Origin of the sequence: Pseudomonas sp. Y39-6, from assembly GCF_023651955.1 — a bacterium.
Lineage (GTDB): Bacteria > Pseudomonadota > Gammaproteobacteria > Pseudomonadales > Pseudomonadaceae > Aquipseudomonas > Aquipseudomonas veronii.
In genome coordinates this window covers 2,535,396-2,548,904 of the sequence record NZ_CP069594.1, presented here as the reverse complement: position 1 = coordinate 2,548,904, position 13,509 = coordinate 2,535,396, and the positions used below count along the sequence as shown (strand labels likewise).

At 57.8% G+C, this 13,509-nt stretch carries 14 protein-coding genes; 11 read left to right on the top strand and 3 right to left on the bottom strand.

The genetic code is table 11. From position 1 onward, the window contains the following. Window positions 1–4: 4 nt before the first annotated feature. Both traD and JN756_RS11775 read left to right on the top strand, forming a co-directional pair. A complete protein-coding gene (gene traD, locus JN756_RS11780; RefSeq protein WP_169850770.1) occupies window positions 5–2,110 on the top strand; it encodes a type IV conjugative transfer system coupling protein TraD in 2,106 nt (701 codons plus the stop codon). Window positions 2,111–2,199: 89 nt separating this feature from the next. Further along, window positions 2,200–2,931 (top strand): TIGR03747 family integrating conjugative element membrane protein, encoded by a 732-nt coding sequence (locus JN756_RS11775; RefSeq protein WP_034113424.1) that lies wholly within the window; start codon window positions 2,200–2,202, stop codon window positions 2,929–2,931. A 44-nt stretch (window positions 2,932–2,975) separates the two neighbouring features. Here the strand turns inward: JN756_RS11775 and JN756_RS32095 are convergent, their stop codons facing one another. From JN756_RS32095 to JN756_RS11765, 3 genes are all read right to left on the bottom strand, one after another. Next, window positions 2,976–3,098: a hypothetical protein gene (locus JN756_RS32095; RefSeq protein WP_262375565.1), complete on the bottom strand. Its 123-nt coding sequence runs from the start codon at window positions 3,096–3,098 to the stop codon at window positions 2,976–2,978. 540 nt (window positions 3,099–3,638) lie between these two features. Next, window positions 3,639–4,922, bottom strand: a complete 1,284-nt coding sequence (locus JN756_RS11770; RefSeq protein WP_201022114.1) for a toll/interleukin-1 receptor domain-containing protein — start codon at window positions 4,920–4,922, stop codon at window positions 3,639–3,641. Beyond that, window positions 4,900–5,310: a TIGR02391 family protein gene (locus tag JN756_RS11765; RefSeq protein ID WP_201022113.1), complete on the bottom strand. Its 411-nt coding sequence runs from the start codon at window positions 5,308–5,310 to the stop codon at window positions 4,900–4,902. The genes JN756_RS11770 and JN756_RS11765 overlap by 23 nt, the downstream gene beginning before the upstream one ends. 716 nt (window positions 5,311–6,026) lie before the next feature. Here JN756_RS11765 and JN756_RS11760 point away from each other — a divergent pair. The 9 genes from JN756_RS11760 to JN756_RS11720 are packed head-to-tail and all read left to right on the top strand — an operon-like array spanning window position 6,027 to window position 13,494. Next, window positions 6,027–6,362 (top strand): integrative conjugative element protein, RAQPRD family, encoded by a 336-nt coding sequence (locus JN756_RS11760; RefSeq protein WP_034113432.1) that lies wholly within the window; start codon window positions 6,027–6,029, stop codon window positions 6,360–6,362. Next, window positions 6,359–6,598 carry a TIGR03758 family integrating conjugative element protein gene (locus tag JN756_RS11755; protein ID WP_034113434.1) on the top strand — a complete coding sequence of 80 codons (240 nt, stop codon included), beginning with the start codon at window positions 6,359–6,361 and terminating at the stop codon, window positions 6,596–6,598. The genes JN756_RS11760 and JN756_RS11755 overlap by 4 nt, the downstream gene beginning before the upstream one ends. Before the next feature lie 17 nt (window positions 6,599–6,615). Further along, a complete protein-coding gene (locus tag JN756_RS11750; RefSeq protein WP_081360913.1) occupies window positions 6,616–6,987 on the top strand; it encodes a TIGR03745 family integrating conjugative element membrane protein in 372 nt (123 codons plus the stop codon). Between the two features lie 7 nt (window positions 6,988–6,994). Then, window positions 6,995–7,408 (top strand): TIGR03750 family conjugal transfer protein, encoded by a 414-nt coding sequence (locus tag JN756_RS11745; protein WP_169850771.1) that lies wholly within the window; start codon window positions 6,995–6,997, stop codon window positions 7,406–7,408. Next, window positions 7,405–8,046: a PFL_4703 family integrating conjugative element protein gene (locus JN756_RS11740; protein WP_169850772.1), complete on the top strand. Its 642-nt coding sequence runs from the start codon at window positions 7,405–7,407 to the stop codon at window positions 8,044–8,046. Before JN756_RS11745 ends, JN756_RS11740 begins: the two co-directional genes overlap by 4 nt. Continuing rightward, window positions 8,043–8,855, top strand: a complete 813-nt coding sequence (locus JN756_RS11735) for a TIGR03749 family integrating conjugative element protein (RefSeq protein WP_169850773.1) — start codon at window positions 8,043–8,045, stop codon at window positions 8,853–8,855. Before JN756_RS11740 ends, JN756_RS11735 begins: the two co-directional genes overlap by 4 nt. Then, on the top strand, window positions 8,845–10,362 hold the full coding sequence (locus JN756_RS11730) for a TIGR03752 family integrating conjugative element protein (RefSeq protein ID WP_169850774.1): 1,518 nt from the start codon (window positions 8,845–8,847) through the stop codon (window positions 10,360–10,362). The genes JN756_RS11735 and JN756_RS11730 overlap by 11 nt, the downstream gene beginning before the upstream one ends. Beyond that, window positions 10,325–10,741, top strand: a complete 417-nt coding sequence (locus JN756_RS11725) for a TIGR03751 family conjugal transfer lipoprotein (protein ID WP_169850775.1) — start codon at window positions 10,325–10,327, stop codon at window positions 10,739–10,741. Before JN756_RS11730 ends, JN756_RS11725 begins: the two co-directional genes overlap by 38 nt. Continuing rightward, complete coding sequence (locus tag JN756_RS11720; RefSeq protein ID WP_169850776.1) at window positions 10,741–13,494, top strand: conjugative transfer ATPase; 2,754 nt, start codon at window positions 10,741–10,743, stop codon at window positions 13,492–13,494. Before JN756_RS11725 ends, JN756_RS11720 begins: the two co-directional genes overlap by 1 nt. The last annotated feature ends 15 nt before the right edge of the window (window positions 13,495–13,509 follow it).

The following is a 13,509-nucleotide window of genomic DNA, read 5'->3' as shown; positions in this document are numbered from 1 at the left end:
GGTCATGGCCGAGCATGCGATGGAGTCCAAACTCCGGCCCGCAATCGAGCTGTATACCGTGGCGATCTGCGTCGCCGCGGCGGTGTTATGCGTGCATTCGCCCTGGGCCGTGGCGCTGTCACCCGAGATTGGTCTGATTGCGGCTCTGGCCTATGCCCTGTTCGGTTTGATCCGCCTCCGACAAGCCTGGGAGGTGTTGCGCTATCGGCGCAATATCCGCCGGCTGCCTCGCTACGAGCTGACCAGCCGGCAGATTCCGGTGAGCTGCAAACGTCTGTTCATGGGCCGCGGCTTTCGCTGGACCCGCCTGCATACCCAGCGCTTGGTCGAGGCCCAGGATCCGGCCGTCGCTCACTACGTCGACCAACCGACCCGTTACCGCCTGGCACGTGGAGTCGAACGTCGCCTAGAACATGCACCGTTTCCGCTCTCGACACTGGCCCTTGTCACGGCCTGGGACAGCGCCTTTAATCCGCTGCGCCCTTTACCCCCAGTCGGTGGCTCACCGCTGTTGCATGGGGTTGAGCCCGACGAAACGGAAGTCAGTCTGCCGCTGGGTGAACGAGTCGGGCATACCCTCGTGCTGGGCACGACCCGTGTTGGCAAGACGCGGCTCGCCGAGGTGTACATCACCCAAGACATCCATCGCGTTAAACACGAGGTAGTGATCGTCTTCGATCCGAAGGGCGATGCCGATTTGCTCAAGCGCATGTACGTCGAAGCCAAACGTGCCGGTCGGGAGAAAGAGTTTTATGTGTTCCATCTGGGTTGGCCGGAGATCTCCGCCCGCTACAACGCCGTGGGACGTTTCGGGCGCATCTCGGAAGTAGCGTCGCGCATCGCCGGGCAGCTCAGTGGTGAAGGTAACTCGGCGGCGTTTCGCGAGTTCGCCTGGCGTTTCGTCAACATCATCGCCCGCGCCCTGATCGAGTTGGGCCGACGTCCGGACTACCTGCAAATCCAGCGACATGTGGTCAACATCGACGCGCTGTTCATCGAGTACGCCCAGCAGTTTTTCGCCAAGACCGACCCTAAGGCGTGGGAGGTGATCGTCCAGCTCGAAGGCAAACTCACCGAGAAGAACATCCCCCGGCATATGATCGGACGCGAAAAGCGCGTGGTGGCCATCGAGCAGTACCTGGCGGTGAAGCGGGTATTTGATCCCGTAATGGACGGGCTGCGTTCGGCGGTACGCTACGACCGTACTTACTTCGACAAAATCGTTGCCTCGCTACTGCCGCTGCTGGAGAAACTCACCACCGGCAAGACCGCCCAGTTACTGGCTCCCAACTACACCGATTTAGATGACCCGAGGCCGATCTTCGACTGGATGCAGATCATCCGAAAGCGCGGCATCGTTTATGTCGGCCTCGATGCGCTGACCGATGCCGAGGTGGCCGCCGCTGTGGGCAATTCCATGTTCGCCGACTTGGTCTCGGTGGCGGGACACATCTACAAACATGGCATTGACCATGGCCTGCCGCCATCGGGTAGCAACGCTGGCAAGCTGCCGATCAACCTGCACGCTGATGAGTTCAACGAATTGATGGGCGATGAGTTCATCCCGCTGATCAACAAGGGCGGTGGCGCCGGCATCCAGGTAACCGCCTACACCCAGACACTCAGCGATATCGAAGCGCGAATCGGAAACCGCGCCAAGGCCGGCCAGGTGATTGGCAACTTCAACACCTTGCAGATGCTCCGCGTACGCGAGACCGCCACTGCGGAGCTGCTCACCCAGCAGTTGCCCAAGGTCAACGTGCTGACCAGAACCCTGGTATCGGGTGCCACCGACACCTCCGATCCTGAAGCCAATACGGACTTCACTTCCTCCTCTCAGGACCGCGTCAGCAGCACTAGTGTGCCGCTGATCGAGCCAGCGCATATCGTCAGTTTGCCGAAGGGGCAAATGTTCTCCTTCCAGGCCGGTGGCCAGCTCTGGAAAGTCCGCATGCCGTTGCCAAAACCCTCCAACGACGAGGCGATGCCCAAGGACCTGCAGGAGCTTACCCAGCGGATGCGGGCCACCTATAACGAACAGGCAGGGCAATGGTGGAGCGCAAGCGGTGGCGGCCCTACAACAAACTTCGATCTGGATCAGGTGGGTTAGCCCGACCCACCACAGGTTTCGATTCAGCAAACGCGTATTCGGCGAGCGCCGTGGCAGCATCAACTTAACGGTGCACAATGGAGTAAAGGATGGCGACTTCCGTACAGAACACGCCGCCACAACCGATCCAGCGTCCGGGATTGATCGTCTCGGCGATTGGCTTGGTCTTACGCATTATCGGTATGCTGATCGCCTCGTTGCTGTTTTCAATCCTTATCGAGTTCGCCGGTTTGCTGCTGTTCTGGGGCGATCAGGGTTGGCGGCACAGCCAAGCCATGTTGAATAGCGAATTGGGATGGCTCAGCGAGCACTTCAAAGCTTCACTCATTCTTCGACAACCTGAAAAGACGATTATCCGGTGGCTGGACATCCTCAATCAGTGGTTGCTGGTCAAGAGTGGCTTTGCGGATTTTGCCCAGCAGGCACGCGCGTCGAGCCAGAGTAACGGCTTCTGGAGTTGGGCCAATCAGCTCTACGTGAGCATTGAGGACTTCGTGCTGGCGGCGGTGTATGTGACCTTTACCTTTGTGGTGCGCCTGACCATTCTCGTCCTGGCCACACCACTGTTTTTGTTGGCCTCGTTCACCGGTTTTGTCGATGGCTTGATGCGCCGCGACCTACGGAAATTTGGAGCAGGGCGAGAAAGCAGCTTTGTCTATCATCGTGCTAAACGTGCAGTGGTACCGCTACTGTTCGTACCCTGGATCATTTACCTGTCCCTGCCCTTTACGCTCAATCCTATGGCTATTCTATTGCCTTGCGCAGTAATACTTGGGACAACGGTAGCGATCACAGCGACGACGTTCAAAAAGCATCTCTAGTACTAGTTAAGCTTTTTCCGCGATTGATTTGGTAGTGATGACACTCAACCTTCCCAGGTCTCAGCATCGTCCATTTCACCGCGAAAAACCGGCTGACCTACCTGTAGCTCATTTAAAGCTTCACGCAGACTTGCCCCTGTGCAGGCGTTACCGATACTTTTCAGCATCCAAGAATCTCCATAGTCCATCTGATGTGCGCTCCCCCATATACCAATAATGCGCCCACCAGAAGTTCAGGCGATCCGCGTCTTTGAGCAGTCGTTTGATTTGATCGTGTGCACTTGCCGCAAGGTTGCAGTATCGGACTGGCGACTCAGCGCCAGCCAGCTCGCTCAGAGACTCAGCCAGGGCGACCACCGCCCTTAGGGCCTTGCTACACTGCGCCTCGCAGTGTTCCGCTGGCTGAATTCCCGCTCAACCCTCAGGCTTACTGCTCAGCATGCACCGCCTGACGGAAAGCATTGAGATCGCCAGGTTGAACGCATCCAGGGTGACTGCTAGCGGTTCGATCACAGTTCCGGCGCCGGTTCACATGAATCCACGGCGCTCATGGGTGGGGTTCCTTTCCGTCGTTCCTCCATAACGCCAAGGCCAACCCGGGTGCGCCTCTACTGGTGCAAGCCAGCACTTAGCGGGTTTATGGTGCTGCAAGATTTCCATCGACAGTCAGTTACTACCCGTGACGACCTTCCATGGTTGGCCGTCAACTATGAAACTTTAAGGCGTCGCAACAATTTTCCTACGCCCTCATCGTAAGAGTCGGGAGAAGTGAAATCGGCATACAGTTTTCCCACTAGAAATAATGGGAGATCACACTGTTCGTACAAAAGCGGAAGCACTACGACCTCTCCAGTCGAAATTTCTCGATGGATGGCTATCTCCAGCTCTCTCTCGACCCACGGTGACTTGACCGATTTGGCAGACAGCACAACACAGATGTATTTGGTCTTTCTTAAGCCTTCGTCAATTTTTTTGGTTAAAGAATCTCCAACCAGGATCTCGGCCTCATCCAGCCAAACATCCCTAACCCCTTGAGCCTCTAACCGTGCTTTCAAGTTGCGCACGAAGGGCTTGTCCGCGCTGGTATGACTTAGAAAAACCCCATGATAAGCGCTACGCGGAACGGACGTAGGGTCGAGGCCGAGCGCGCAACGTACCAACACATCCGTAGCTTCTTGACTTGTGGGTGGGGTCAACATCCAAGCTTGAGACGAACCGACTACCACCTTCCCGCCTAAAGTGTAGCCTTCAGGTGTGTTAGCGAACGAATCAATGTGGGAGCCATGTGTATCAAGGCAAATGCCCCATCCGTCACTTTTCAACCTGTCGAAATAAGGTAGAAACTCTCCAACCTCGTCTGTGGTTGTAAGCCTCCGAGACTTCTTCTCGTAAAGAATACTAGAGTCAGCAACCATTTTAGCTACATCGTTGGCATAGCCCGAGTAAATACTACGCCGGCCAAAGAATTTAATATGTTTTTCTCGGGCCATCAGCCAAATAACACGAGTACCTTGTTCCAATGCGGCAGACAACTCCTGAGTGCGATCATATTGGTCGTAAGCAGTATCCAGGTCGAACCGGTTATCCTCCGCCTTGAGGTCCCACAGCTCGCTATTCGACTCCGAATGGGGCGTAGCTACTCCAAACATAAAATGTGAGTAGCTCTGAGGGTTGATTATGATCACGTCATATTCGTATAGCGCGTAGGCCGAACGGCTCTTGTCGATGCTTGCTCGGCATAACCCCAGCACATCAATCGTCGTGTCAGGAATCGGGTCCCCTCCGTAGGTGCAACCGACCAGCAGAACATTTTTCATGCCTTTTTCCTTTGATTCCGTCAACTTGCTGCCCAAATAAAACACTAAACCGTGCATGTCGCCGCGAGTCTTGAGCTTGATATTGCCATAGGCCAGGGCATCGAGCAGGTCAGCCCGTCGTTCAAGGCGAGGCTTGGAGGTACCTGCCCCGTCAAAGAGTGCGAGCTTTATCAAGCCTCCGATGAATCAGCGAAACGATTGTTAAGATATCTTCTGCATCTTCTTTCGACATTTCCCACGAAATTCTTGCTTCATGAGCGGTGGGGTTGCGAAACATCCCGAATGTCCCGCGTATTAAGTTGGCGAACCCGCTTTGCTCGCTGCGCTCACTCACGGTCTTGAGCGCATTTATGGACAAAAGCGGGGGATGCCCCGCGAGGACACGATCGACCAAGGTTGCTCCATCATCTCTTACGCCTGCGCGCGACCTCATCTTATCGGCGACACTCTTGACTGCTTCTTGGACTGCATGGAAATAGTTATCAGCCAATAACTCTGCTCGGCAAAATCTGAGGACGTCTGGATGAACGCCACGTCCTTCCAGATCTGCCCTCAGTTCCATGGCCCGACGTCTAGCTTCAGGCAACGTCTGTGCAGTTTCGGCTTGGAGAGGTTACCTCCTTGATCGACGAAAAGCCCTGAAAATGCTAGGACCAGGTTAAGCAGGGCACGCATCGGCTCATAGCGCTCAGGATCGCGGCTATAGCGGGCAGGCTTCATCGCTTGGCGAATGAACTCCAAAACGTGGGTACGATTCCTTTTGGTATTTTGGCTATCGGCAAAAGCGTTGTAGATGCGCGTGCGTTTTGTGATCGGTCCCGGATCTATCATTTTAGCAGTGGCTAGAAGAAACTAAATTTCAGATCCGGTAAGTCCTGCGCTGGTGTCGCCTAACGCTCCTGCAATTGCCTCAAGCTGATCCTGTGAAAAAAGCGCCATCCATATACTCCAGATTTGCCATATCAATGCAGACAAATAAATAGGATCACCGACATCACTATGCCATCTCAAGTGCGAAAGCGCGCCGGAATCTCAAATCACCATCTAGAAGCGGCCTGCAGTGGTCGATACAGCCACGCCCAAGAGTAGTTCTGCACCGTCTTAACGTCTCCGATGGCAGCCAACACACTCGCCGCCGACGATCGAAGGTCCACATCAGCTGTGAAGTAAATATCCCCAGTCCTTCCTCAGAAAAACGATTCATCACACCTCAAGTTTCTTAATGAACAATTCGACCTCTGACTTGATTCTGTTCCCAGATCCATATGGGCCAGCATCATGCCAACTACCCCCTTTCGCTGCTTGTTACTGTTCTCGCTTGCTATCGTCGATGGCAGCAGTTATGCCGCATCTGCTCATGAGCAGGAACAGCTCAGCCTAGTCCAGCAGCAACTCGACACTATAGAACGACTAGCGGCACGAGCCGAGACAACCAACAGGTCTGAACCAGACGAACGCTATCGTTTCGACTATCCCCGGCTGACTCAGGACATCCAGCGCATCCGCCATGGAGTACAGGACTACCTGTCCCCTTCGCGCGCTCAGCCCCGCGACCCCATTGAATTGGTAGGTGATTACCGCCTCGACACTCCGTCCGCGAAGCCGTCGCCATGAGGATGACTGACGCTCAGAACTCAGCGTTCCAAAACGCATCCGGTTTCTCACCGCAGAGCAGTTCGACACTGTGGCTGTCCATGGTCCTCGTTCTGGCTTTGCTGTGGTGTGCCTGGGTGATCTGGACGGCTTACCGGGGATGGGCGACAGGCAGTGTGCGCTTCGGCGCCTTCGGTGGCAGCACTGCACGCGTGTTGCTCGCGCTGTTGGTTCTGATGTTCTTCACCCTTTCCTAAACCAGGAGATCGCCGTCATGCTCAAGTGCCTTGTCCCCCTGAAAAACAACCTAAGTGATCGTGCCAGCCAACGCTTGATCGGACTGCTGCTGGTGCTCGGTCCAAGCTTGGCTTTTGCCGAACTCCCGACCATGGAAGCCCCTTCGCGTGGCGAAGGTTCTGGGTTGATCGAGACGATCAAAAACTACGCCTACGACGGCGGCATCCTGCTCGGCCTGCTGATCGCTTTGCTCGCTTTTCTAGGCGTGGCCTGGCACTCCCTGACCGTCTATGCCGACGTACAGAACCAGCGAAAGACTTGGAAAGACCTCGGTGCCGTGGTTGGTATCGGCGCCCTACTGGTGGTGATCATCATCTGGTTCCTGACCAAGGCTGCCGCGATTCTGTGAGGTCGGCATGAACGACACAATCGAACTTCTTGCCGACGGCACCGTGGTCTTTCTGCCGGAGCGACTCAATCGCGATCCTACCGTACTGCGCGGTTTGACCAATGATGAGATGTGGGTGGCGCTCGGTGTCGGCGCACTTGTCGGCCTGCTACTGGGCGTTCCGCTAGCGATCGCTAACGCCTCCATTGCCGTAGCACCGACCAGCATGATCGTAAGCATGGCGGTGGTGTTATTGGCTGGTGGCACACTACTGCGTCGGGCCAAACGGGCCCGTCCCGAGACCTGGTTGTACCGCAAACTCGAATGGATACTGGTCAGCCGTTGGCGCCTGAAGCGAGGAAGTTTGATTCTGCATTCCGGCGCCTGGACGGTTCGCCGTTCGCGTCGACTGCGCCCTGCCCTGTCCCGGTGGCAGCCATGAGCCGATTTCGGAACAAGGTGGATGCCCAACAGGCCCATATCTTCAGCCTGCGTCTGGCGGTAGTGATCCTTGCTCTGGTCTGTGCCGGACTCTGGTACGGCTGGCGCTCGGCACCGACCGATCTGACCGTGCATGTCCCCCCGGATCTGCGCTCGGGTAGCACTCGCAAGTGGTGGGATATCCCCTCAGAGAACGTCTATGCCTTTGCCCTCTATATCTTTGGTCAACTCAACCGCTGGCCTTCGGATGGCGAACAGGATTACCGCCGCGCTATCTACAGCTTGCAGTCCTACCTGACACCCGCCTGCAAAGCCTTCCTCGACGGCGACTACGAGTACCGCAAGGCTGCTGGCGAACTGCGCCAGCGGGTACGTGGTGTCTACGAAATTCTGGGCCGAGGCTACAGCGAAGATCCGGAATTCAGGGTCAAGCAACTCGATCGCGATAGCTGGCTGGTCACCCTCGACCTCAACGCCGATGAGTACTACGCGGCCGAACCGGTGAAACGGGTGGTGGTGCGTTATCCCTTACGCGTGGTGCGTTTTGATCTGGACCCCGAACAAAACAAGTGGGGGCTGGCACTGGATTGTTATCAGGGCACACCGCAAAAAATCGCTCTGCCTGGAGGTGAGCCATGACGCGGATTTTTACTCTGGGACTCACCGCCGCACTGATGCTGTGGGGAGTTGCAGCGCAGGCCGTCGAGTTGATGCACTGGGAACGCCTGCCCCTCGCGGTCCCGCTGGTTATCAATCAGGAGCGGGTGGTCTTTGTCGATGAGGATGTCCGAGTCGGCGTCCCCTCAACTCTGACCGGCAAGCTGCGCGTGCAATCTACCGGCGGCACGCTGTACCTGCGCGCGTCAGAAGCCATTGCACCTACCCGGTTACAACTGCAATCGGTCGCGACGGGCGAGATCATCCTATTGGACATTGCAGCCACGCCTGGCGACCAACCGCTGGAACCCGTGCGTATTATCAAGAATGCTCCGGTGCAGACTACCGAGACGGAATCCAGCACCGCCCCTGTTCCAGAACGTACGCCGATCCCTGTCGCGTTGACGCGCTACGCCGCGCAAAGCCTGTACGCGCCGCTGCGCACCGTAGAATCCCTACCCGGCGTACGCCGCGCCCCCCTCAAGCGGCGCACCGAACTACCGACCCTGCTGCCGACCGAAAACGTGTCCAGCACGCCCATCGCCGCCTGGCGACTAGGTGATTACTGGGTGACGGCGGTGAAGTTACGCAACCTTGGATCAGTGACGGTGCAACTCGATCCGCGTCAGCTTCAGGCAAAGTTGTTCGCCGCGTCCTTCCAGCATGCTTTCCTCGGGCCTGTCGGCAGCCCTGAAGACACCACGGTTGCCTACCTCGTCACCCACGGTGCCGGCCTCGAACACGCCGTGCCGCTCCCGCCCGTTGCACGAGGTGCTGACGATGAAAGCTAACGCCTTGCTCAAATGGTTGGTACCGGCTGTGCTGCTAGGCGTGGTGTTCATCATCCTGAAAACTTGGGTTGCGGGTGGTACCTCGCCTTCGTCAGACAGTCCGCCTGCTCAGGACAACCTCCAGTTATCCGCCGAGCAGGCCAAGTCGCTCGGTATTGCGGGTGATACCCCACGCGACACGGTTGCCACCTTGGTCGGCCAGGTGAAGGCCATGCGCAGCGACATGCTCGGCCTGAAAAAACACAACGATTCGCTGCAGACGGAGAACAACCGCCTTCGTGAGCGGGAAAATAGTGTCGATTCGCGCATCCAGACCGCGCTCGGCAGCGTAACCCAACAGGTCGACGAAGGCCGCCGACAAGCCAACGAGGCCCGACTCAAAGCGGAACAAGACAGTCGCCAGGCCCGTGGTCTGCTGACGCAATTGCAGGAACAGCTGTCGGGGCTGACCGGCAAAGGCAAGGATATGCCGGTTGGATTGGGGCTTGAGCCGGGCGATGGGGCTCAGTTCGACGGGCAGCATTCTGCCAATGATGCGCTGCAGTGGATTGAACCCTCGGATGCTCTGTCCACCGACGCCCGAGGCAAAACCAAGACCTCCTCCGCACTGAGTCTGCCTACCGCCTTCAACTCCCTGGAGGGCTTGAAAGATAACGCGATTGATCGCAGCCAAAAACAGCTACGTGCAGTCACCCAGGGTGAACGTGACCTGACACGATCCGCTGATCGTACTGAAGGCGCGAAGCCGGTCTACACCATTCCCGAAAGCGCCACATTGATGGGCTCGGTCGCCATGACCGCGCTGATCGGCCGAGTCCCAGTAGACGGCACTGTGAATGATCCCTATCCCTTCAAAGTACTGGTCGGCCCGGAGAACTTGACCGCCAACGGCATAGACCTGCCGGACGTCGCGGGTGCCGTGATGAGCGGCACGGCGTCCGGTGACTGGACCCTGTCTTGCGTTCGCGGACAGGTCGAGTCGATCACCTTTGTGTTTACCGATGGCACCATCCGTACGGTGCCTCAACCGAAAGCGGTAGCCAGCCGCAATGCCTCCACCACTCAGAGCTCGAACACCGACAAGATCCGTGGCGGGCTCGGTTACCTGTCCGATCCGTATGGCATTCCTTGCATTGCCGGCGAGCGCCGCTCGAACGCCCAGCAATACCTCAGCAGCCAAAGTCTCATCACGGCGGCTGGCGCAGGTGTCGCTGCCCTGCTCGGGAATGAGCAGAACAACAGCAGCGTGATCAGTTCGGGCGGCAGTACGCTCGGGGTTACCAACAGCACAGGCAACAGCGCACTGAATTCAGTTCTCAGTGGTGGGGTCAGCGACATCCGCGAGTGGATCAACAAACTGTATGGAGAGGCCTTTGCTGCCGTGTACGTGCCACCGGCCGCCCAAGTCGCGCTACACCTCGACCATGAGATCACCATCGACTACGAGCCCAAGGGCCGGAGCGTTCGCCATGAAAAAGACCATGCTTCTCTGCCTGACCTGGATTAGCGTGCTTTGCTTAGTCCTGGCGGGGTGCTCCACCGACAAGGAGACGCTGCTGCCCCATGGCGAGCAAACCATGCTGGACATCTGGAACGGCGCCGGTTCGCAAGGCACTCAGCAACAACTGCTGGATGCTCGACAACAGTTACGCCGCCCGCTGGCTCAGTCAGATGTCTCCGCGGCTCTCCAGGAACCATACACTCGCACAGCGGCGAATGAGATCCGCAACCTGTTCCCTCGTCTGCCCAATCCCGATCTGGTGCTTTACGTGTATCCGCACTTGAGTGGTACCGAGCAGGCACCGGTGCCGGGTTACTCAACCGTCTTTCCGTTCTACCAACGTGTGCAGTACGCATTACCCGGTGAACGTCAGGAAGACTTGTAGTGCGTACCGGCGATGCGGGTGACCGCACTCCTGCGTGGAAAGCCTGGCGCCATCCATTGCGCCCTCGCGCCACCTTGGCCGATGAAGCTGCACTCTATGCGCACAACCCCAGCTTCACCGATCACCTGCCGTGGGTCGAATACCTCGACACCGAGCAGTGTTTTCTGCTCGATGACAACCGCTCGGTGGGCGCGGTGTTCGAGTTACTGCCCATCGGCACCGAAGGGCGCGAACCCGATTGGTTGATGGCCGCCCGCGATGCCCTTGAGGATGCCCTACAGGACAGTTTTGATGAGCTGGATCAATCGCCTTGGGTGGCGCAGTTTTTCTGCCAGGACGACAACGACTTCACCCCCTACCTGACACAGCTCACGGATTATATTCAGGACAGCGCACGGGGCACGGTCTTCACCGAAGCGTATTTGGAACTCAGCCGCCGTCATCTAAAGGCCATCACCAAGCCCAGCGGGCTGTTCGAGGATAAGGTGGTGACGCACCTGCCTTGGCGCGGCAATAACCGCCGGGTGCGCCTGGTGGTCTATCGCTGGCTCGAGTCTGGCGCCGACGAGACGGGACTCACCCCTGTGCAATCCCTGCAGCAGGCTTGCGAACGTATTGCGGCTTCGTTGCAGGCGTGCGGCGTGCAATCAGTACCAGTTGATGGCCACGGTTTGTATGCCTGGTTATTACCCTGGTTCAATCCGGCGCCTAGGCTCACCGATGAAGCGCCCGAGGACTTTTACAAACGTGTTGCCTATCCGGAGCCTACTGGTGGCGAGTCGCTGGAATTGCCCTTCGATCACGACTTCGCTGAACGGTTGTTCTTCAACGAACCGTGTTCGGATGTGCAACGAGGACTCTGGTACTTCGATGGGCAACCCCATCGGGTCATGGTGGTGGACAAACTGCGACGGGCACCGTCGATTGGTCAACTCACCGGAGAAACCCGTAAGGGTGATGCAGTCAATGCCCTGTTCGACCAGTTACCCGAAGGCACGGTGATGAGTCTGACCTTGGTGGTCAAGCCGCAGGATGTGCTCGAAGACCAGTTAAACCGATTGGCGCGCAAAGCCATCGGTGAAAACCTGGCTTCGACCCAGACCCGTCAGGATGTCGAAGAGGCTCGTGCGATCATCGGTCGCCAGCACAAGCTGTACCGCGGCACCCTGGCGTTCTATGTGCGCGGTCACGATGAACAGCAACTGCACCAACGCTCGGTCGGCCTGGCTAACGCGCTGTTGGGCGCGGGGCTGCAACCGGTGCGCGAAAGCGATGAGGTCGCCGCCTGCAACAGCTACCTGCGCTGGTTACCGATGGCTTACAACCCGGCCCACGACACGCGCAACTGGTACACACGCCTGATGTTCGCCCAGCACCTGGCAAACCTCGCCCCGGTATGGGGTCGCAGCACCGGCACCGGCCACCCGGGTATCACCCTGTTCAATCGTGGTGGCTCGCCGTTGAGCTTTGATCCGCTGTCACGTCTGGACCGGGCCATGAACGGCCATTTGCTGTTGTTCGGCCCCACCGGCGCGGGCAAGTCGGCCACCCTGGTCACCCTACTGATGCAGGTCATGGCGGTGTACCGCCCTCGCCTGTTTATCGTCGAAGCCGGCAACTCATTCGGTTTACAAGGTGACTACTTCGCAACGCAAGGCCTGTCGGTCAACAAGGTCCAATTGAAACCTGGCGCCTCGGTCAGTCTCGCACCGTTCGCCGACGCTTGGCGCCTGGTCGAGCAGCCGGATCAGGTAGCGAGTCTGTCTGTCGATGAGCTGGACGATGAGGTGGTAACCAGCCGCGAAGACCAGCGCGATGTTCTCGGGGAATTGGAAATTACCGCTCGGCTGATGATCACCGGCGGCGAGGCCAAGGAAGAAGCCCGCCTGAGTCGAGCCGATCGCAGCCTGATTCGCGAGTGCATTCTCGATGCGGCGCAAACGTGCGTCGCGGCGTGTCGCCAGGTACTGGCCCGTAACGTGCGCGACGCCTTGCTGCGCGTCGCCGCTGACACACACTTGCCGAAGAAGCGTCGCGAGCGTGCCCAGGAAATGGGTGAGTCCATCGACCTGTTTTGCCAAGGTTTCGAGGGTGAACTGTTCGATCGCGAGGGCACGCCTTGGCCCGAGAGCGATGTGACCATTGTCGATCTCGCGACTTACGCTCGCGAAGGCTACGAAGCCCAGATGTCCATCAGCTACATCAGCCTGATGAACACCGTGAACAACCTTGCCGAGCGCGACCAGTACTTGGGCCGACCAATCATCATGGTCACCGACGAAGGCCATATCGTCACCAAAAACCCGCTGCTGGCGCCGTTTGTGGTCAAGGGAACGAAGATGTGGCGCAAGCTCGGTGCCTGGTTCTGGCTGGCAACGCAAAACCTTGCCGACTTCCCCACCGCCGCGCAGACCATGCTCAACATGATCGAATGGTGGATTTGCTTGAACATGCCGCCCGCGGAAATCGAAGAAATCGCACGGTTCAAGAAACTCACGCCGGCACAGAAAGCCTTGCTGCTCTCCGCCAGTAAGGAGCCCGGAAAATACACTGAGGGAGTCGTGCTCTCGAAGAAGCTCGAAACGCTGTTTCGGGCCGTGCCGCCCAGTCTTTATCTCGCCCTGGCCATGACGGAGCCCGAGGAAAAAGCCGAGCGCTGGACATTGATGCAAGAGAACGGCTGCTCGGAATTGGAGGCGGCTTACCGGGTAGCTGAACGGATCGATGAGATGCGAGGAATAAAGAGTAAGTGAAACGGCGCATATTTA